The following is a 19,604-nucleotide window of genomic DNA, read 5'->3' on the forward strand; positions in this document are numbered from 1 at the left end:
GGTGACAGCAGGAGGGCTCATGGCCATCGGAGTGCCCCACCATCGACGTCTGGCCACCCAGTGGGTCCTGCCCGGCGTGGCCCCCGCACTCCTGCCGGAGGCCCCGGGCGGCGAGCGGGCCGCCCTCGGCGGGGGCGGAGCGGGATCCGCCCGTCCGGCGGTCTGCCAGGGCGCCACCCCGGGCCGGCCGCCCAAGTCGCCCCGCCCGCCGGTCCGGTACGACCTGGTGACGGTCTCGGTCCGGCACGGCCTGGAGACCGTCGACATCCTCCGGCTCCGCCGCGCCTGCGGAGCAGTGCTGCAGACGGCGGGCGGATCGGCCATCGCCTTCCTGGTCCCGGCCGGCACCGCCGACAGCTGGCACCTGCCCGGCAGCTCCTGTACCGCCGGCGCCGCCGTGCTGGCCCCCTCCGATCCGCGCTGGGTGATCCCCCCGACCGGACCCGAGGCCCCGGCCAGGCCGACCGATGCGTGGGTGCTGCGCTCGGCGCTCTGCGAGGCCGCCTGCACGCTGACCGCAGGCGGCCTCGGCCCGTTCTGACCCCGCCCGCGGCAGACGGCCCCCTGCGGCACCGGACTGGGGCGGACGGCGGTCACCCCCCGGCCGTGGCCGGCGGATATCGGCAGATAATGGCCGCATGGGACGCAGCAGGGCCGGCAAGGCTACGAACAGGGCCGATCAGGCCGGTACCACCGCCACCACCGGCGCCTCGTCCGGCACGTCCGGCACATCCGGTACGTCTCCGGGTGCGCCCGGCGGCCGTACCCACGCGCAGGGCCCGCTGGTCCGCGCGGTCGACTCCGGCCACGCCGAACTGCGCCCCGACCGGGACCGCCCGCGCGCCTGGCACCTGCTGCTGGACGGCGCCCCCCAGTCGCTCGTCGACCTCGACGACCCGGCCCACCTGGGCTTCGAGTACCAGCGCAGGCTCGGCCATGTGATCGACCTGGCGGGCCCGCCCGGCCGTCCCGTCACCGTCCTGCACCTGGGCGGCGGGGCCCTGACCCTGGCCCGCTACGTCGCCGCCACCCGCCCGCGCTCCCGCCAGCAGGTCGCCGAGATCGACACCGCGCTCACCGAACTGGTGCGCGCGGAGCTCCCCTTGGAACGCGGCTGGCAGATCAAGGTGCGCGGCTCGGACGCCCGCTCGGTGCTCGAACGGACGCCGGAGGGCTCAGCCGACCTGGTCATCGCGGACGTCTTCGCCGGCGCCCGGGTGCCAGCCCACTGCGCCACGGTGGAGTTCGCCGCGCTCGCCGCCAGGGCCCTGGCGCCCGGCGGCCGGTTCGCCGTCAACATCACCGACGGTTCGACACTGCCCTTCGCCCGGAGCCAGGCCGCCACCCTGCTCGTGGTCTTCCCCGAGGTCTGCCTGGTCGCCGACCCGGCGGTGCTGCGCGGCAAGCGGTTCGGCAACCTGATCCTGCTGGCCGGCCACCAGCCGCTGCCGCTCGCCGAACTGGGCCGACGGGTGGCCTCCGACTCCTACCTCGGACGGATCGAGCACGGCCGCGCCCTGACCGACTTCACGGCCGGGGCCGCCCCGGCGACGGACGCCACGGCGGCCCCGTCACCCGCCCCGCCACCCGGCGTCTTCGGCTGACGGACGCCCGCGCGGGCATCCGCGGATGCGGGCAGCCGGGGTGCCTGGGTCAGGGGCTCGGTCCGGCGTGCCTGGTTCAGGGTGCCTGGTTCAAAGTGTCCGGTTCAGGGTGCCTGGTCCGGGGCGGCCGGTGAGGTGGTGGCGGGTCCGCGGTGGAGCCGCTTCAGTGGCCGCGGGGCAGGCCCCGGTGCTTGTACGTGGCGGCGCCGGTCAGCAGCAGCCCGGCGACGATCGGTACCAGCACCGCCGTTCCGCTCTCCGCGCCACCCCGCCGGCCCGGGGCGGCGGCGAGGGCCAGCTGATCGGTGGGGCCCTGCCCGTCCGGACCCTGGGCGACGGCCGGGGGGATCGCAAGGACCGCCCGCCCCGACGGGAACGCCCCCGCGTGGCCGGACCCCGGGAGCGACACCGCGCCCGGATCCGGTACCTCGGTACCCAGGTCCTCCTCGGAGCCGGCCGTGTCCGCAACGCCGGGGCCGCTCCCGGCGACCGGTACCGCGGGCAGCGGCGCAGCCGGATCCGCCGACCCCTCCTCGCTGCCCGCCGGATGGGAACGGGACGCGCGGGCCGGGACGTCGCCCCGGCTCTGCGGCGGCACGGAGGGAAGCAGCACGGTCGCGAGGGCGAAGGCGTCGGGCACGGTGGTGGCCTGGCCGGGCAGGGGGAGGCCACCGGCCCGGATCCGGTCCTGCAGCACCTGTTCCACCGGCCGTGCCGGTCGGTCCAGGACCGGTGCGACGGTATCGGTCAGCCCGTCGAGCAGTGCGCCCGCCGGGGCGTCCGCGTGGGCGGCGCGGCGCCCGGTGTCCGTCGTGGCGTGCGCGGCGGTGCTGAACCCGAGTCCCAGCCCCCAGACTTGGGCGAGCACGGCGCCACCTGCGGCCAGTGTCCGGGCCGTGGACCCCGTTCTCGCCCCGGGCAGCCGCCCGGCCGCGCCGCCCGTACGGGCGATGCCGGCGGGGGCGGGACCGGTGGAGCCGGTGATTCCGGTGCGGCCGGTGATCGTGGTGCGGTCGGTGCGGCCAGTGCGGCCGGTGGGGCCGGTGCCGAGCCCGCTACGGCCGGTGATGTCGAGGTCCGCCCCGCCGCCTCCGGTGGCGCGAGGACTGCTGTCGGCATCCGGAGGCGGGGGCTTCGCATGATTGGCTCGCACGTGAGGGGAGAACGAGCGGACAGGGTCGAAGGTCACGCCCGGCGGTGACTCTGCGTCAGCATCGGCGCGTGTTCGAGGGCCACCGCGGCGCCGCGCCGGACCCCGGGATGCCCGGGGTCCGACGGGAAGGCCTGGGCCCGCCCGGGTGTCCGGGCTGGCGGCCGCCGCCCGTGAGGGTCGATTTCCGGCCGATCTGGCAGCCCTTCGGACAGGCGGCGTACTCCCGGCACCGGTGCCTCAGCTCCCCACCGCCCGAGGCCCGATCCGGGGGTCCGGTTCCCGCCGCCCGCGCGCCGTCCGACCCGGCAGGTACGGCCACGGCCGTTCCTATCGGCTGTACCTGCCGGCTGTACGTACCGGCCCCTCCGGGCCTGCCAGGCCCTCCGCGCCTGCCGACCGCACCGGGTGTCCGGGACAGGGAGCTGCCGCGGCGTGGACGCTCCGGAGGCCCTGGTCGTGCGAGCGGCGGCCCCCGGAGCGTCAGGTGTGGACGTGGCTCAGGAGTTGGGGCGCAGGGTCCACGTGATGGTCATCACACCGGTGACGTCGCCGTCGGCACGGGTGATCTCCACGGTGACCGGGAAGACCGGGCGCTCGCCCTTGTCCAGCTCCGCCACCACATCGGCGATCGGCCGGCCCAGCGTGGCCGTCGCGGTGACCACGCCCATCGCGAGCTTCTTGTACGCGATCTCGGCGTTGACGGCCAGCGGCACGGCGCGGGACAGCTGGTCCCCGAAGGCGGCGAGCACGATGCAGCCGCTGGCGGACTCGGCCAGCGTGAACATCGCACCGGCGTGCGGACCGCCGACGTGGTTGTGGAAGGCGGGCTGGTCGGGCAGCTGGAGCACGGCCCGCTCGGGGGTCGTCTCCAGGTACTCGATCTTGAGCGTGTGCGCCATGGGGACGGTGGAGTCGAGCAGCTGCCCGATCGAAGGTGTGGTCATGGCAGCAATGTTACTAGTGGGTAGCTTCATCGGGGAGGGGTGCCCGTACGTGGAGTTGGCGCCGGCCGGTGCGGGTACGCGGAAACGCCAGAGGGCCCGATCTCCTGAAGAGATCGGACCCTCTGGTCGATGGGGTGAGTGACGGGACTCGAACCCGCGGCCACCTGGACCACAACCAGGTGCTCTACCAACTGAGCTACACCCACCATCTGTCCGGGGCGTTCCCGCTCCGACAGGAAGAACTCTACAGGATCCGGAAGGGTGCTCGCGCCAGGGTTTCGCACACCCTCCGGACCGGAGGGCTGGTCAGGGCGTCGGCAGCTGGTGCCTGGTCGCGATGGCCCGGGCGGTGTCCCCGTCCGGGCCGGGCTGCTCGACGAACACGGCCTCGCGGTAGTAGCGGAGTTCGGCGATGCTCTCGCGGATGTCCGCGAGGGCCCGGTGGTTTCCGCCCTTCTGCGGGCTGTTGTAGTAGGCGCGCGGGTACCAGCGGCGGGCCAGCTCCTTGATCGAGGAGACGTCCACGATCCGGTAGTGCAGGTACCCCTCGAGCGTCGGCATGTCCCGGGACAGGAAGCCGCGGTCGGTCGCGACCGAGTTCCCGCACAGCGGCGTCTTGCCGGCCTCGGGCACGTGCTCGCGGATGTAGGCGAGCACCAGCTCCTCGGCCTCGGCCAGGGTCACGCCGGCCTCCAGCTCGGCGAGCAGGCCGGAGGCGGTGTGCATGGTGCGCACCACGTCCGGCATGGTCTCCACCGCCTCGGCGGGCGGGCGGATCACGACCTCCACGCCCTCGCCGAGGATGTTCAGTTCCGAGTCGGTCACCAGCGCGGCGACCTCGACCAGGGCGTCCCGGTCGAGGTCGAGGCCGGTCATTTCACAGTCGATCCATACCAAGCGGTCATTCACGCCACTCACCCTACGGCGCGATCACGCGTCGCGGAGAGCGGTCGGGCCGTACGGGCGTGCGGAGCCTCGTCGCGTTCGGCCTGCTCGTCGCCCGCGCGCGGCGCCACCTCCGGACCCGGGACGGTGGTGACCGCCGCCTCGTCCTCGTCCGGATGGGGAGCGGCCGGTCCGGGGCCGCGGTCCGGACGGTGACCCAGACCCTGACCGCGGGCGCTCGGCTGGTCCTGGCCCTGGTCGTCGGCGACCGCGTGCTCCACGGCCCTGCCTTCGCCCCTGCCGCCGGCCCGACTGTCGGTCCGGCCATCGGTCCCGCCATCGGCCCGGCTGTCGGTCCTGCTGCCCACGCGGTCGCCCGGCCGCAGGTCCTCCCGCCGCAGATCTTCCCGCCGCTGCTCCTCCCGGGGACCGGTGTGCAGGCCGGTCCGAGGGTCGAACCGCGGACCGAGCCGCCCCGGACCCGGGGCGTCGGGCGCGAGCGCACCGGAACGGCCGAGCGGACGCTCCAGCGGCCGTTCGAGCGGTCGCTCGCCCGCCCGGTCCGCGGTGCGGTCGGGCATGCGGTCCTGGAGCCGGTCGGAGCCGCGGGCCGGGCGCCCGCCGGTCGACGGACCCGGCTGGGGCGGGACCATCGGGCGGACGCGGTTGCGCGCACCCGCCGGCGATCCCGAGGGCTGTCCGGAGGCCGCGGCGCCGTGGAGGCCGGGGCCACCCGGGAGCCCCGGTCCGCCCTGGCCGCCGGGAGCGTTCGACGGCGCGCCGAGGTACCCCGACGTGCCCGCCTGGGCACCCGCTCCGCCGTACCCGCCCGTCACGCTCTGACCGCCCGTCACACCGCCCTGGCCCGCCGCGGCCAGGCTCGGAGCCGGACGCTCGCCCGGCAGCGCCTGCGCGGGGACCAGGCCGGACGGCGCGGGCCGACGGGCGCGGTAGGTGGTCCGGTACGCGGCCGGCGAGACGCCCAACTGGCGCCGGAAGTGCCCCCGCAGGGCCACCGGCGACCGGAAACCGCAACGGCGCGCGACATCGTCCACCGACAGGTCGGACGTCTCCAGCAGCCGCTGGGCCTGCAGCACCCGCTGGGTGATCAGCCACTGCAACGGCGCACTGCCGGTGAGCGTGCGGAACCGCCGGTCGAAGGTGCGCCGGCTCATGTACGCGCGAGCCGCCAGCACCTCGACGTCGAACTGCTGGTTGAGGTTCTCCAGCGCCCAGGTGACCACCTCGGCCAGCGGGTCGTTGCCGATCTCCTCAGGTAAAGACTGATCGATGTACTGGGCCTGACCGCCGCCGCTGCGCCGGTTCGGCACCACCAGCCGGCGAGCCAGGGCGTTGGCCGCCTCGGTGCCGTGGTCGCTGCGGACCACGTGCAGGCAGAGGTCGATGCCGGCCGCCGTCCCCGCGGAGGTGAGCACGTCCCCGTCGTCGACGAAGAGCTCGCGCGGGTCGACGTGCACGCGCGGGTAGCGCTTGGCCAGCGTCGGCGCGTACATCCAGTGCGTGGTGGCCGGACGGCCGTCGAGCAGGCCGGCCGCCGCGAGGACGAACGCGCCCGTGCACAGGCCGATGATCCGGGCGCCCTCGTGGTGCGCCTTGCGCAGGGCGGTGATCGCCTCGGCGGGCGGCGGCTGGGAGATCGACCGCCAGGCCGGGACCACGATGGTGCCCGCCCGGGCGAGCGCCTCCAGCCCGTACGGTGCGGTCAGGGTGAGGCCGCCCGTGGTGGTCAGCGGGCCCTCCTCACCGGCGCAGACCAGCAGCCGGTAGCGCGGCACCCCGGCGTCCTGGCGGTCGACGCCGAAGACGGAGAGCGGGATGGAGCTCTCGAAGATCGGCGCGCCGCTGAAGATCAGCACCGCCACCGTCTCCCGGCGGCGTCGACCGGAGAGCTTGCGGGGGGCGGGGCCGGCGAGCGGTACGGGTCCGTTCGCCCCCGTACCGCCGGTGCCGCCCGTGCCACCCGTGCCGCTGGTGAGGGCGTTGGCGGCGGCGCCTCCTCCGTTCCCGACTCCGCCCGGACCGCTGAGGGCCGACGAGGAGACAGCGGAGCCGGTGGGCAGACCGGCCGCCGGGCCCGGGCTCCCGTACGGACCGGCCGGGTGGCCCGGGGAGGTGCCGTAGCTGCCGCCCCCACCGCCCATGCCGCTTGAAGTTGCGTTGCCGACAGTTGCGCCGCCCATGCCGCTTGAAGTTGCGCCGCCCAGGGTCGCGCCGCTGCCCGGTCCGCTGCCGTGGGCGGCGGCGAACGCGCCCGACCCGGCGAACGGCGCTCCGAACGGCGCTCCGGACGGGGCGCCGGGCCCGGTGCCGCGCGAGGTAAGGTGCGTGGACGGAGCGTACGCCGCCGAAGCCCGTCCGCCGGAGGAGAACTGGCCGTGCGTCAGGCCGGAGCCGGTGCCGGGCCCGGCGTTGACGCTTGCGCTGTGAGCGGGGCCGCTTCCGGGGCCGAGGGCTGAGCCGGTGGCTGCGGTCGGGACGGCGGGCGAGGTGGCGGAATCGGCAGTGCGGTGGCCGATCTGACCGGCGGTCGGATGGCCGGGACTCGCCGGCGCGACCCGATTCGGCCTGGACGCACCAGCTCTGGAGGCTCGGCCCGGGAGACTCGTCGACGGCTGGCCGCTGTCAGGACCCGTGTCGCTCCTGCTCACCCTGCTCAAGGCGCTCCAGCCCCTTCGGTGGTGTGGTGTGGTGGTGCCGCGCTGCTCGCCAAGATCGAATCTACTTGGTGGACCGTTGCCGTTGTGACAAGTTCACCATCCGACGCTATGTCGACATGGCAATTTGGCGCGATGCATTCGATCACGAAGCGTGGCACCCGTCGACCCCCCTGTGAAGGGGGCGGGCGCAATGGTGGCTGGTTGTCACACGACCGATCACCCGCCGTCGCCGATCGCCACCCCTCTGTCATCGGCTTGGACTGCGGCTTTGTCCAAGCGGAAGGGGGTGTCTGCAGATTGACTGAAAATAGGCGGTGGGAGACAGGGGCGCGCAGGCCATTCACGCGCGCCTCCTGAGGCCTGACAGCACAGGGGTTCCGCCGTAGGCGCAAGAGTCGGAGCGGAGGGGTTGGCGTCCGAGCTCACGCACGGTTCCCGGCAGGACCCGTGGGGTGGACATGGGGTGGACAGGTGGCCGGGTGCGATGACCTGACCCGCGCCGGGCGCGATGACGTGTCTGGCGGCGCCAGCAGGGGCGGGAGCGGGCGAGAAGGAGCGGGAGGGGACGGGGCCTGGGGAGTGGTGACTTCGGGTGCGCGGGCACGTGGTCACGTGGGTGAAGGTGGTGTTCTGTCGCGCCGTGGTGGTCGCCGGTGAGGCGCCGCGGTGGTCGGATGACGGCCCGGCCGCCGCCTGCCCGTGAGCCCGTTATCGTCGGGCCATGGAGATACCGGGCCGGCTCGAACTGGCCAACGACAACGCGGCCGCGTTCCAGCTCGCCCAGGCCGAGGCCCGGGGGTGGCTCGCTCTCCGGCGTCCCGGGTTCGCCGCGGTCCGGCCTGACCGCGGCCCCGAGCAGGTCGAGGCCGACCGCGCGGTGGTGACCCGACCGTACGCCGACCCGAGCGCACTGGAAGCCGAACTCGTCGGACTCTTCAAGGAATGGGACACCGGTCACCTCTGTCTCGAGGACCCGTACGGGCGCCTGGACTTCTCCCGTTTCGGCTGCGAGGCGGCGCGAGGAAAGCCTGTGATGACCCGCCCGTCAGGTCCGCCCGGTGCCGACGCCGGTGTCGGTGTCGGGGCGGATGCCGATGCCGATTCCGGAGCTGACGCCGGGCGCGGCCGCTTCCCGGCCGACGCCGGTCTGACGGTCCATGAGGTGGTCGGCGTCGACGCCCTTGCGGAGGCCGAGCGCACCGTGGTTTACGGCTTCCCCGAAGTCGCCCGGCTGCCCTGGCAGCGCGGCGGGCTGTTCCCGGCCGCGCTGCTGGAACGTCCCGGCTACCGCGTCTGGCTGGCCCGGCGCGGAGGTACGCCGGCCAGCGCCTGCGTGACGTACGACGACGGAGTGGCCGTGGGTGTGTACTGGGTCGCCACACTCCCGGAACACCGGTCCAAGGGAGCCGCCAGGGCCGTCATCGAACGGGCCCTCGGGGCCCACCCCGATCGGCTCGCCACTCTGACGGCCACCGAGTCGGGTGAACCGCTCTACCGCCGGATGGGCTTCCGGGAACAGGGCGTGAGCCGCTGGTGGCGCTACCCGGGGACCGCGCCCGCGGCGTCATCGGCCGCGGACCCGGCGTAGGAGACCCTGACGTAGATGACCCCGACGTAGTTCGGCGTAGGTGTTCGGTGCGGCCATCGAGTTCGCCGCCCGCGTACGGATCGATCCGGAGGCCGGAGCGAGCTGCTCCGGGGCGCCCCGAACCGTGCTTCGGCGGGCCGGACCCCGGCCCTGGCCCCAGTCGGGCCTCGGCCTCGGTCCCGGCCCCGGTCTATGCGGGCTGGGCAGCCTGGCGGGCCTGGGCGGTCTGCGGCAACTGGGCGGTCTGGGGAAGCTTCACCGGACGGGGGAGCGGCGTGGCCGGGACGCCCGCGACTCCCGTGACGCTCGGGATGCCGTGAGCGTCCGGTCCCATGCCCTGGACGCCCGGGGCGACACCCTGGAGGCTCCGTGCGGCGCGGGCCAGTTGGGGTCGGAGCCGGGGCCGGGCCGCGCGGGAGCCGACCGCGGTCGGGGCGCTGCGTGCAGTGAGGATCATCCCGACAGCCTCGGGCAACCCGCGGGCCTTTAGGGTCGGCCGGTAGCCCTGTTCGCTCCAGGGCCGCCCGTGGTGAAGCCATACGCTGCGCAGCCCGGTGGCCTCCGCACCCGCGATGTCCGCCGGTGCGTGGTCACCCACCATCCACGTTTCGGCGGCCCAGCCGGCCACCGGCGGTACACCGCATCGCTGTGCGGCGATCTCGAAGATCAACGGGTCGGGTTTGACGCAGTTCGCCTCCTCCGAGATCACCCAGCCGTCGACGAGGGCGGAGAGCCCGGTACGCCGGATCTTCTCCAGTTGCGGGCGGGTTCCTCCGTTGCTGACGATGCCGAGTGTCCAGCCTGCCGAGCGGGCGGCGTGGAGGGCTTGGACGTGTGAATCCGGACAGGCGATATGGGAGTTGATTCCCCGGCGGTAGTGGGCAAGAAGAAGGTCGAGCGAGTGGTCGAGTCCGTAACGGCGTTTGGTGGCACCCAACACCGTCTCCCGGGGCACGTAGCCGCTCCCGTCGATGGTGGACATCCACTCGATGTCGGTGGCCGGCAGCCTGTGCTCGGCCAGGAAGTCCTGTGCCCAGGATCGGTAGGCGGCGTCCCTCGGGAGGAGCGTGTTGTCGAGGTCGAACAGGAGCAGCGACATGCGCAGCATGCTGCCAGTGACGAACCGTATGCATCTGGCAATTGCCAACGGGCGGCCCGAAATGCAGGGGAATGGCCGGATCGAGTCGACCCTGCGTGACGCCAGGGATACGCGTGTCGGGTGGGGCGGATGGGTTCAGGACGGATCGGCCGCTGCGGCGGCGGGCGGAAGGGACAGGACGCAGGGGTATGACGGTCGGGTCACGTTGTGTGGACGTCCTGTTGCGTGCGGGCGACTGTTCGGTCAAGCTCCAGGGAACCTTCTCTCCGTCCGGGGTTCGGTACTGCCTCCGGCTCCGGTCGGCGTAGGGGGCGCGTTCGGTTCGGCGTGCACCCCGCCATTGGCGGGATCGTCCGCCGGATCCGGTCTCCGGCGCTGGGCCGGAGCCCCGGCTCGTCGTACTCTGAAAGGAACAGGTCGCATTCAGTGGTGCTCGGCGTGGACCGGCGCGATGCCGCGGAGTGGATCTGTTGTCGGGGCCGTTTCGGCCTCTCCTGTCGGCCCGCTTCAGTGTGAAGAGCTTTGAGCCATGGTTGGTTTTGAGCCTCCCGGATCCGCCCGTGCGGATGCCGCTGCGCGACGGGTCGACGACTCCGTACCGAGCCCCAGGGCGCCCCGGTGGCATGCCCTGGCATGGGTGCGTGGGCTCGTCCGGTCGGGCCGGACGAATCGGGCGACGTTGACGGGACAGTTGCAGGCGGGACCGTTGCAGGGGCAGCAGCAGGTGCCCGGGATGCCGGCGCCCCGCGCGCCCCGCGCGGAAGCCGTGCGCCGCGACGGCGCCGGTGACGCCGCTCAGACCGGCGGTACCGGGGCTGTGCCAGGGCGGCGGACCGATGCCGGACCGGTCGGTGGCCCGATGGACGGGGAACCGGGCGCCCAGGAGCAGGCCGCACGGGAACTGGACCCGGCCTTCCAGCACGGTGTGGTCGTCGGCTTCGACGGATCGTTGTCGAGCGAGCGTGCGCTGGCCTACGCCGTCGGCATGGCCAGGCGCTCACAGTGCGGGCTGGTGATCGTCCATGTGGCCAACCGGCTGCCGGCCACGGTCTGGGCGGGTTGCGAGCCGCCGGTCTTCGTGGATCTTCCCGACCACCGCACCGAGATCCTGGGGCTGGAACTGGCCTGCGCCGACTTCCTCGCCGGAGTGCCGTGGATCCTGGTCGAACGCGGTGGGGACATCTGCCATGAGATCGAAGAGGTCGGCCGGGAGTACGCCGCCGACGCGATCGTCGTCGGCAGCACCCACGGGCTGTTGGGCAAGTTGTTCGGGTCGGTGTCGAGCCGGCTGGCCCGCCGGGCCAACCGACCCGTCATCGTGATCCCCTGACGGGGCATCGCCACTGAGGGGTCGCGCCTTCGCCAAGGGCCGCACCGCCGCTGAGAGCGGTCCCGGGCACGACCGTCCCGCAGGGCACGCTGATCCGCTGACTCTGCTGGCCGCCAGCCGCCTGCCCCGGTACCGTCCGGGTCGCCTCCGGTCGCCGACCGGCGTCGAGGCACAGCGCCTGGTGAGAGTGAGGGTGGGTCCGGGTCCGGGCCCGGGCCCGGGATCGAGCGCGCGAACGGCGGTGGCCGCGCACCGGTCTACGGGGTCGGGTGAATGGGTGGACACGTGGACAGGTGGACACGTGGACAGGTGGACACGTGGACAGGTGGGCAGGTGGCCTGGCTGGCGGGTCGGTGTCCCCCCCGGGGCCGACCTGGTGGTCCGCCCCGGGGGTCGTGCCTCCGACAGCCGGTCGCCCGATAGGTGGGCTCCCGGCCGCCGGTCGGCGACGGACGTCCTTACCCGGCCGGCCGGTTCAGTACTTCATGCCCAGCTCGCGCGCGATGAGCATGCGCTGCACCTCGGAGGTGCCCTCGCCGATCTCCAGGATCTTGGAGTCGCGCCAGAACCTGGCGACCGGGAACTCGTTCATGAAGCCGTAGCCGCCGTGGATCTGGGTGGCCTCGCGGGCGTTGTCGACAGCGGCCTCGGACGCGTACAGCTTGGCGATCGCAGCCTCCTTCTTGAACGGCTCGTTGTGCAGCAGCCGGGAGGCGGCGTCCCGCCAGGCCAGGCGGGCGGTGTGGGCGCGCATCTCCATGTCGGCAAGCTTGAACTGGATGACCTGGTTGGCGCCGATCGGGCGGCCGAAGGCTCGGCGCTCGCCGGCGTACTTGAGTGACTCGTCGACACATCCCTGCGCCAGGCCGGTGGACAGGGCTGCGATGGCGATGCGGCCCTCGTCGAGGATCCGCAGGAACTGGGCGTAGCCTCGGCCGCGCGGGCCGAGCAGGTTTTCAGCGGGGACACGGCAGTCGGTGAAGGACAGTTCGCGGGTGTCGGAGGCGTTCCACCCGACCTTGGAGTACTTCTTGGACACCTGGAACCCCGGAGTTCCAGTGGGCACGATGATGGACGAGATCTCGCGGCTTGGCGAGGCCTCCGTGCCACCTTCACTCGAACGAGCGATCGGTTCGGTCAGGGCGGTCACCGTGACCAGCCCGGTGATCTCGGTACCGGAGTTGGTGATGAAGCACTTGGTGCCGTTGATCACCCACTCGTTGGTGGCCTCGTCGAAGCGCGCCGTGGTGCGGGTGGCTCCGGCGTCGCTGCCGCCCTCGGGCTCGGTGAGGCCGAACGCGCCGAGCATCTCGCCCGAGGTCAGCTTGGGCAGCCAGGTCTGCTTCTGCTCCTCCGTGCCGAACCGGTAGATCGGCATCGCGCCGAGCGAGACCGCGGCCTCCAGCGTGATGGCCACCGAGGAGTCCACCCGGGCCAGTTCCTCCAGCACCAGGCCGAGCGCGAAGTAGTCGCCGCCCATGCCGCCGTACTCCTCCGGGAAGGGCAGGCCGAACAGGCCCATCCGACCCATCTCCCGGATGATCTCGTACGGGAACTCGCCCTGCTCGTAGAAGTCGCCGATCTTCGGCGCCACCACGTCCTGGGAGAACTCTTCGACGGTGCGGCGCAGTTGCTCGTACTCGTGGTCCAGTCGGTGGTCGAGCATGGGGATCCTCCTGGGATCGGGCCGGTGAGGCCGAGGTGAGGGAGATGCGGTGGGAGGCCGGAGGGTCCGGCACGGACCGGTCGGTCCGGGGCGGGCCGACGGCCGTTGCCGGGTCGGCGGGGTCGGCCGTCGGGCCCGACCGTGGTGTTCAGCTGTCGGTCCGGGTCCCGGACGCCGGGGCGTCCGGCGTCCGGGGGTGCGTTCGGGGCGGAGGTGCGGGTGGTGACGGCCGCGGGCCCGGCCGGGCCCGGTCGGCCGGGCTCAGGTGGCCGGGCCGAGCAGGGCGCGGACGGTCCGTGACTGGCTGGGACGGCCGAGCTGCCCGGCCATCCAGCCACTGGTCGCGACCAGGGAGGGCAGGTCGACCCCGGTCTCGATGCCCAGGCCGTGCAGCATCCAGACCAGGTCCTCGGTGGCGAGGTTGCCGGTGGCGCTCTTGGCGTACGGGCAGCCACCGAGGCCGCCCGCCGACGCGTCGACGACCGTCACGCCGCTCCTGAGCGCGGCGAGGGTGTTGGCCAGCGCCTGGCCGTACGTGTCGTGGAAGTGCACGGCGAGCCGCTCGATCGGCACGCCGGCCCGCACGAACGCGGCCAGCAGGCCCGTCACCTGGCCCGGGGTGGCGACCCCGATGGTGTCGCCGAGGCTCAGCTCGGTGCAGCCGAACTCCAGCAGTTGCAGACCGTGGCGGACCACCTGCTCGGCGGCCACCGGGCCCTCCCACGGGTCGCCGAAGCACATCGAGAGGTAGCCGCGGACCGGCACCCCGGCCGCGGTGGCCCGCTCGACGACCGGCCGGAACATCGCCATCGCCTCGTCCGCGGACCGGTTGAGGTTGCGGCGGGCGAAGGTCTCGGTGGCGCTGGCGAAGACCGCGATGTCGGAGACCCGGTGCTCGAACGCCCGGTCCAGGCCGCGCTCGTTCGGCACCAGGACCGGCAGCCGGAGTCCCGGGTGCTTGCCGGGCAGGTCGGTCAGCCGGGGCATCAGCTGCTCGGCGTCGGCCAGCTGGGGCACCCACTTCGGGTGGACGAAGCTGGTCGCCTCCACGGTGCGGAGCCCGGCGGCGGCGAGCCGGGCGATGAACTCGGCCTTCACTTCCAGCGGCACCAGGGCACTCTCGTTCTGCAGCCCGTCGCGCGGCCCGACCTCGTGGATCCGCACCCGGGCCGGCAGCGTCGGATCGGTCACCGGGTCGGGCAGGCCGAGTTCGAGCACGCCCGGCTCGCGCCCGCCGTCCCCCGCCGTGGTGGTACCGGCCTCCGCCGCGGTCGCGGGTGTGGTGGCGACGGCCGGTGCGGGCCGGTGCTGCGCTTCCGCCGTCACGATGCCACCTCCACGGGTGAACCTGCCTGGTCGGCTGCGGTGTCCTCGGGCGCCGTCACCACGGCGAGCAGCTCGTCCATCGCGACGGTCCCGCCCGCGGTGGCCCGCAGTTCGCTGACTGTGCCGTCGTAGGGAGCCGCGATCACGTGCTCCATCTTCATCGCCTCCAGGACCAGCAGGGCCTGCCCGCGCTTGACCTGCTCGCCGACGGCGGCCTTGACCACCGTCACCGTGCCGGGCATCGGCGCGGTGAGGGCGCCGTGCTGGGTGGCGCCCGCGGCGGCGCGCTCGGCGACCGGGTCGTAGGGGTGGACCGCTGCGGCGTCGCCCGCCAGGCCCAGCCAGCGGACCGGGTGGGACGGCGCGTTGTCAGTGGTGTGTGCGAACGTCGTCTGCAGCCCGTCGACGGTGACGGTGAGGCGGTGTCCGGTACGGGTGGCCCGGGCGCGCCGGATCGGTCCGTCGCCGAGCCGGACGTCCAGGTCGGCGGCGCGGCCTGACGGATTGTCAGTGGCGTCTGCAAGGGTGGCCGTGGTGCTGGGGCGGACCTGGACGGTGACCGGGTCCCGGCCCGGCAGCCGGAGGTGGTGGGTGGTCCAGGCGGCCTCGCCGCCCATGCGCCACCCGGACGGAAGGGAGAACGGATCGGTCCAGCCGCCGCCCGCCGTGGCGGGGTCGAGCTCCAGCTGCCGGGCCAAGGCGGCGGCGTGGAGGAGCAGTTCCACCGCAGTGGCTTCGGAGCCGGCCGCTTCGGAGCCGGTCGTTTCGGAGCCGGCGGCCGGGGACGGCTCGCCCGAGTTGCCGCCGGCCTCGGTGTCGGTGTGGGCGTACGGAGAGGCCAGCAGGACAGGGGTCTGCTGGGTGGTCCGTTCGACCAGCCCGGTGTCCAGGTGCCCGGAGACGACGTCCGAGTGTGCCAGCAGGCGCCGGAGGAAACCGGTGTTGGTGGTCACGCCGAGGATCTCGGTGTCGGCGAGGGCGGCGCGCAGTCTGCGCAGCGCGGTCGGGCGGTCGGGCCCGTACGCGATGACCTTCGCCAGCATGGGGTCGTACAGGCTGCCGATCTCGGTGCCGGCCGTGACACCGCTGTCCACCCGGATGCCTTCGCCGGTCGGCTCGCTCAGGTACAGGATCCGGCCGCCGGTGGGCAGGAAGTCGCGGTCGGGGTCCTCGGCACAGATCCGGGCCTCGACGGCGTGGCCCAGGAAGGAGACGTCCGTCTGCTCGAACGGCAGCGGTTCGCCGGCGGCGACCCGCAGCTGCCACTCCACCAGGTCCAGCCGCTGGGGGTGCGCGGTGTCCGCCCCCACGGCGATGGCCAGCTCGGTGACCGGGTGCTCGACCTGGAGCCGGGTGTTCATCTCCATGAAGAAGAAGTCCATGACCCCCTCGGGGGCGGGCCGGTCCGGGTCCAGGCCGGGCACGATGAACTCCACCGTGCCCGCCCCGGTGTAGCCGCAGGCCTCGGCGGCCCGGACGGCGGCCTCGCCCATGGCCGCGCGGGTCTCCGGGTTCAGAAGGACGGAGGGTGCCTCTTCGATCAGCTTCTGGTGGCGGCGCTGCAGGCTGCACTCGCGCTCGCCGAGGTGGACGGTCCGGCCGTGGGTGTCGGCCAGGACCTGGACCTCGATGTGCCGTGGGCGGTCGACCCAGCGCTCCAGCAGCAGGGTGTCGTCGCCGAACGCGGTGCGGGCCACCCGGCGGGCTGCCGCGAGCTCGGCCGGGAGGTCGGCGGGGTCGCGGACCAGTCGCATGCCCTTGCCACCGCCACCGGCGGACGGCTTGAGCAGGACGGGGTAGCCGATCTCGGCCGCCGCCCGGGTCAGGTCCTCGTCGGTCGGCGAGCCGCCCTGGCTGCCCGGTACCACCGGCACACCGGCGACCCGGACGGCCTCCTTGGCGTTGATCTTGTCGCCCATCAGCTCCACCGCACCCGGCGGCGGGCCGATGAACGCCAGCCCGGCCTCGGCGCAGGCCCGGGCGAAGGTCGGGTTCTCTGCGAGGAACCCGTACCCGGGGTGGACAGCCTGGGCACCGGTCCGCCGGGCCGCGGCCAGGATCTGGTCGGTGCGCAGGTAGGTCTCGGCGGCCGAGCTGTCGCTGCGGTCCGCCGGTCCGAGGCGTACGGCCAGGTCGGCGGCGCGGACGTGGGGCGCGTCGGCGTCCGCGTCGCTGTGGACCGCGACCGACCGGACGCCGAGCCGCCGCAGTGTGCGGATCACCCGCAGGGCGATCTCGCCCCGGTTGGCGACGAGAACGGTGTCGAACATGGGAGGTGTTCCTCCTGGTCGAGGAGAGCCGCCGGGGTGTGGCGGCCGGGGTGGGGCAGCGAGGGTGTGCGGTTCGGTCGGTTCGGAAGGCCCGGATGGCCCGGATGGCCCGCGTTACGGACGGCCCGGGGAATCCGGACGGTCCGGGTGGTCCGGGCAGTCCGGGCGGTTCCGGCGGTGCGGCCGGGGACGGCCGGCGCTCGGGCTCACATGCGGAAGACGCCGTACGGCCGCGGTTCGGCCAGCGGTGCGTTGGCGCAGGCGGTGAGGGCGAGGCCGAGCGCCGTGCGGGTGTCCAGCGGGTCGATCACGCCGTCGTCCCAGAGCCGGGCGGTGGCGTAGTACGCGTTGCCCTGGCGCTCGTACTGCTCCCGGACCGGGCGCTTGAACTCGTCCTCGGCCTCGGCGGGCCACTGCTCGCCCTGGGCCTCCAGCTGGTCCCGGCGCACGGTGGCCAGCACGGACGCGGCCTGCTCGCCGCCCATAACCGAGATCTTCGCCCCGGGCCACATCCACAGGAACCGCGGCGAGTACGCCCGGCCGCACATCGAGTAGTTGCCGGCGCCGTACGAGCCGCCGATCACCACCGTCAGCTTGGGTACCCGGGTGCAGGCCACCGCGGTGACCATCTTCGCCCCGTGCTTGGCGATGCCGCCGGCCTCGTACTGGCGGCCGACCATGAACCCGGTGATGTTCTGCAGGAACAGCAGCGGGATACCGCGCTGGTCGCACAGCTCGATGAAGTGCGCGCCCTTGAGCGCGGACTCGGCGAACAGCACGCCGTTGTTGGCGACGATGCCCACCGGGTGCCCGTGGATCTTGGCGAACCCGGTGACCAGGGTGTTCCCGTACTCGGCCTTGAACTCGGCGAAGCGGCTGCCGTCGACCAGCCGGGCGATCACCTCGCGGACGTCGTACGGCGTGCGCGGGTCCACCGGCACCGCGCCGTACAGCCCGGCGGGGTCGACGGCCGGCGGCTCCACCGGCGCCAGCGGCCAGGGCCGGGGCGCGCGAGGCCCGAGCCCGGCGACGATGGTGCGGACGATCGACAGCGCGTGCGCGTCGTCCTCGGCCAGGTGGTCGGTCACCCCGGAGGTGCGGGAGTGGAGGTCGCCGCCGCCGAGCTCCTCGGCCGTCACCACTTCACCGGTCGCCGCCTTCACCAGCGGCGGGCCGCCCAGGAAGATGGTGCCCTGGTTGCGGACGATCACGGCCTGGTCGCTCATGGCCGGGACGTACGCTCCGCCCGCCGTGCAGGAGCCGAGCACCGCGGCGATCTGCGGGATGCCGGCGGCCGACAGCCGGGCCTGGTTGTAGAAGATCCGGCCGAAGTGGTCGCGGTCCGGGAAGACCTCGTCCTGCATCGGCAGGAACGCGCCGCCCGAGTCGACCAGGTAGATGCACGGCAGCCGGTTCTCCAGGGCCACCTCCTGTGCGCGCAGGTGCTTCTTGACCGTCATCGGGTAGTAGGTGCCGCCCTTGACGGTGGCGTCGTTGGCCACCACCACGACCTCGCGGCCGGCCACCCGGCCGATCCCGGCGATCACGCCGGCGGCGGGCGCCGCGCCGTCGTACAGGCCGTCGGCTGCCAGCGGGCAGAGCTCGAGGAAGGGGGAGCCCGGGTCGAGCAGGGTGTCCACGCGCTCGCGCGGGAGCAGCTTGCCGCGGGAGGTGTGCCGGGCCCGCGCCTTGGCACCGCCGCCGAGTGCGGCGGCCGAGAGCTTCGCCCGGAGTTCGGCGACCAGGGCCCGGTGCGCGTCGACATTGGCCTGGTAGGCCGCGGACCCCGGGTCCGCCGCGCTCTCCAGCCGGGGCGCGGGCGCGGCGGCGGCAGCGCTGCCGCGGCCCGAGCCGCCCGCGCCCACCGGGTCGGCCGCGCCGTCGACGCCGTCGAGACCGGCGAGGCCGAGACCGGCACCGGCCGCCGCGATGGCGTTGGCGCCGACCGCCGCACCGGTCGTCGATCCAAAGGTTGAGAGGACCATCCCAAGAGCTCCCTTGCCCTCGGAGCCGAAGAGGCGGGCGGACGGAGGTGCCCGCGCCCCCATGTTAATGACCGTTAACTCCTGCCGTCAGGTTAACCGGCGATAACCCGGCTGTCTACGATGGGCGGCATGTCGAACGCCCCAGCCGCCTCCGGGCTCACCCGTCGCGATCAGATCCGCAAGGAGGCCGCCCGGCTGTTCGCGGCCCGCGGCTTCCTCGGGGTCGGGGTCGACGAGATCGGCAAAGCCGTGGGCATCAGCGGCCCCGGCCTCTACCGCCACTTCGCGGGCAAGGACGCCATGCTCGCCGACCTGCTGGTCGGGATCAGCGAGCGGCTGCTGGACGAGGGCCGCCGCCGCGCCGCCCAGGCCGACGGCCCCGTGGCCGTACTGGACGCCCTGATCCGCGGCCACGTCGACTTCGCGCTCGACGACCCGGATCTGATCACGCTGCACGACCGCGAACTGCTGCACCTCAAGGAGGACGACCGGCGGCGGGTGCGCCGGCTGCAGCGCAAGTACGTGGAGCTCTGGGTCGAGATCGTCCGGGAGGCTTACCCGAGCCTCGCCGACCCCGAGGCCGAGCCACTGGCCAGGGCCGCCGTGCACGCGGTCTTCGGGCTGCTGAACTCCACCCCGCACAGCGCCGGGTCCAGCCAGGCCCAGCCCGACCGTTCGGCCCTGCCGCGGGACGGCATGGCGACCCTGCTGCGCGGCCTGGCCCAGGGGGCGTTCGCGGCAGCCGCCGACGCGGCCGCCGGGAGCCCGGCCGCAGCCTGAGTCCGCAACCGCCCAGCCCGCGCCTGCCCAGCACGCACCCGCCAGCACGCACGCGCCCGGCACGCACCTGCCCGGCACGCGCCCGGCTCACGCTCCGCGCGCCCCGGCCGGCCCTCGGGCGCCCCTACGCGTCCACGCCCCCGGGCCCGGCTGCCCGCGGTCGGCAGATCTAGGACCAAGGGGGGATCCGTCCGGGGCCGCCCGTCCGGTGCGGCACGGCGGCCGGGCGGGGCATGGTGGGAGGGCGGGAAGGAACCGCGGCCATCGGTCGTTGAGCCTGCCGTCCGTTCATCTCG

13 protein-coding genes, 1 tRNA gene and 1 pseudogene are annotated in these 19,604 nt (G+C 73.9%); 5 read left to right on the plus strand and 10 right to left on the minus strand.

Annotated features, from left to right (window positions below; all coding sequences use genetic code 11):
- The first annotated feature begins 19 nt into the window (after positions 1 to 19).
- Together AC2TEW_RS32545 and AC2TEW_RS32550 are read left to right on the plus strand one after the other, a co-directional pair.
- Positions 20 to 541: a hypothetical protein gene (locus AC2TEW_RS32545; RefSeq protein WP_484626874.1), complete on the plus strand. Its 522-nt coding sequence runs from the start codon at positions 20 to 22 to the stop codon at positions 539 to 541.
- 97 nt (positions 542 to 638) lie between these two features.
- Entirely contained in the window at positions 639 to 1,604 is a 966-nt protein-coding gene (locus AC2TEW_RS32550) for a spermidine synthase (protein ID WP_484626875.1), read from the plus strand.
- A 163-nt stretch (positions 1,605 to 1,767) separates the two neighbouring features.
- Here the strand turns inward: AC2TEW_RS32550 and AC2TEW_RS32555 are convergent, their stop codons facing one another.
- The 5 genes and pseudogenes from AC2TEW_RS32555 to AC2TEW_RS32575 form a co-directional block, all read right to left on the minus strand.
- Positions 1,768 to 2,472 (minus strand): hypothetical protein, encoded by a 705-nt coding sequence (locus AC2TEW_RS32555; protein ID WP_484626876.1) that lies wholly within the window; start codon positions 2,470 to 2,472, stop codon positions 1,768 to 1,770.
- A 782-nt stretch (positions 2,473 to 3,254) separates the two neighbouring features.
- Positions 3,255 to 3,701 (minus strand): DUF4442 domain-containing protein, encoded by a 447-nt coding sequence (locus AC2TEW_RS32560; protein WP_033818152.1) that lies wholly within the window; start codon positions 3,699 to 3,701, stop codon positions 3,255 to 3,257.
- Between the two features lie 130 nt (positions 3,702 to 3,831).
- Positions 3,832 to 3,907 (minus strand) — tRNA-His (locus AC2TEW_RS32565).
- 100 nt (positions 3,908 to 4,007) lie between these two features.
- On the minus strand, positions 4,008 to 4,610 hold the full coding sequence (gene orn, locus AC2TEW_RS32570; RefSeq protein WP_484626877.1) for an oligoribonuclease: 603 nt from the start codon (positions 4,608 to 4,610) through the stop codon (positions 4,008 to 4,010).
- Between the two features lie 842 nt (positions 4,611 to 5,452).
- Positions 5,453 to 6,517: pseudogene (locus AC2TEW_RS32575) on the minus strand (helix-turn-helix domain-containing protein); the annotation flags it as partial.
- Between the two features lie 1,468 nt (positions 6,518 to 7,985).
- Here AC2TEW_RS32575 and AC2TEW_RS32580 point away from each other — a divergent pair.
- Complete coding sequence (locus tag AC2TEW_RS32580) at positions 7,986 to 8,852, plus strand: GNAT family N-acetyltransferase (protein ID WP_484626878.1); 867 nt, start codon at positions 7,986 to 7,988, stop codon at positions 8,850 to 8,852.
- A gap of 190 nt (positions 8,853 to 9,042) precedes the next feature.
- On the opposite strand, the gene AC2TEW_RS32585 is transcribed toward AC2TEW_RS32580, so the two are convergent.
- A complete protein-coding gene (locus tag AC2TEW_RS32585; protein ID WP_484626879.1) occupies positions 9,043 to 9,951 on the minus strand; it encodes an HAD family hydrolase in 909 nt (302 codons plus the stop codon).
- Positions 9,952 to 10,810: 859 nt separating this feature from the next.
- On the opposite strand from AC2TEW_RS32585, the gene AC2TEW_RS32590 reads away from it, so the two are divergent.
- Complete coding sequence (locus tag AC2TEW_RS32590; RefSeq protein WP_484626880.1) at positions 10,811 to 11,281, plus strand: universal stress protein; 471 nt, start codon at positions 10,811 to 10,813, stop codon at positions 11,279 to 11,281.
- Between the two features lie 475 nt (positions 11,282 to 11,756).
- Here AC2TEW_RS32590 and AC2TEW_RS32595 read toward each other — a convergent pair whose 3' ends face one another.
- From AC2TEW_RS32595 to AC2TEW_RS32610, 4 genes are all read right to left on the minus strand, one after another.
- Complete coding sequence (locus AC2TEW_RS32595) at positions 11,757 to 12,947, minus strand: acyl-CoA dehydrogenase family protein (protein ID WP_484626881.1); 1,191 nt, start codon at positions 12,945 to 12,947, stop codon at positions 11,757 to 11,759.
- 261 nt (positions 12,948 to 13,208) lie between these two features.
- Positions 13,209 to 14,165 (minus strand): hydroxymethylglutaryl-CoA lyase, encoded by a 957-nt coding sequence (locus AC2TEW_RS32600; RefSeq protein ID WP_484626893.1) that lies wholly within the window; start codon positions 14,163 to 14,165, stop codon positions 13,209 to 13,211.
- 104 nt (positions 14,166 to 14,269) lie between these two features.
- Positions 14,270 to 16,543 (minus strand): acetyl/propionyl/methylcrotonyl-CoA carboxylase subunit alpha, encoded by a 2,274-nt coding sequence (locus AC2TEW_RS32605; RefSeq protein WP_484626882.1) that lies wholly within the window; start codon positions 16,541 to 16,543, stop codon positions 14,270 to 14,272.
- Positions 16,544 to 16,749: 206 nt separating this feature from the next.
- Entirely contained in the window at positions 16,750 to 18,528 is a 1,779-nt protein-coding gene (locus tag AC2TEW_RS32610) for a carboxyl transferase domain-containing protein (RefSeq protein ID WP_484626883.1), read from the minus strand.
- 129 nt (positions 18,529 to 18,657) lie between these two features.
- Here AC2TEW_RS32610 and AC2TEW_RS32615 point away from each other — a divergent pair, with 129 nt between their 5' ends.
- Positions 18,658 to 19,308 (plus strand): SACE_7040 family transcriptional regulator, encoded by a 651-nt coding sequence (locus AC2TEW_RS32615; RefSeq protein ID WP_484626884.1) that lies wholly within the window; start codon positions 18,658 to 18,660, stop codon positions 19,306 to 19,308.
- The last annotated feature ends 296 nt before the right edge of the window (positions 19,309 to 19,604 follow it).

The sequence above is a fragment of the Kitasatospora sp. NEAU-CNBT7 genome, assembly GCF_057220535.1.

Bases quoted from the DNA above. Each gene is read 5' to 3' on its own strand.
- AC2TEW_RS32545 (WP_484626874.1), top strand. From the start codon at position 20: ATGGCCATCGGAGTGCCCCACCATCGACGTCTGGCCACCCAGTGGGTC.
- AC2TEW_RS32550 (WP_484626875.1), top strand. From the start codon at position 639: ATGGGACGCAGCAGGGCCGGCAAGGCTACGAACAGGGCCGATCAGGCC.
- AC2TEW_RS32560 (WP_033818152.1), bottom strand. From the start codon at position 3,701: ATGACCACACCTTCGATCGGGCAGCTGCTCGACTCCACCGTCCCCATG.
- AC2TEW_RS32580 (WP_484626878.1), top strand. From the start codon at position 7,986: ATGGAGATACCGGGCCGGCTCGAACTGGCCAACGACAACGCGGCCGCG.
- AC2TEW_RS32585 (WP_484626879.1), bottom strand. From the start codon at position 9,951: ATGTCGCTGCTCCTGTTCGACCTCGACAACACGCTCCTCCCGAGGGAC.
- AC2TEW_RS32590 (WP_484626880.1), top strand. From the start codon at position 10,811: ATGGACGGGGAACCGGGCGCCCAGGAGCAGGCCGCACGGGAACTGGAC.
- AC2TEW_RS32595 (WP_484626881.1), bottom strand. From the start codon at position 12,947: ATGCTCGACCACCGACTGGACCACGAGTACGAGCAACTGCGCCGCACC.
- AC2TEW_RS32605 (WP_484626882.1), bottom strand. From the start codon at position 16,543: ATGTTCGACACCGTTCTCGTCGCCAACCGGGGCGAGATCGCCCTGCGG.
- AC2TEW_RS32610 (WP_484626883.1), bottom strand. From the start codon at position 18,528: ATGGTCCTCTCAACCTTTGGATCGACGACCGGTGCGGCGGTCGGCGCC.
- AC2TEW_RS32615 (WP_484626884.1), top strand. From the start codon at position 18,658: ATGTCGAACGCCCCAGCCGCCTCCGGGCTCACCCGTCGCGATCAGATC.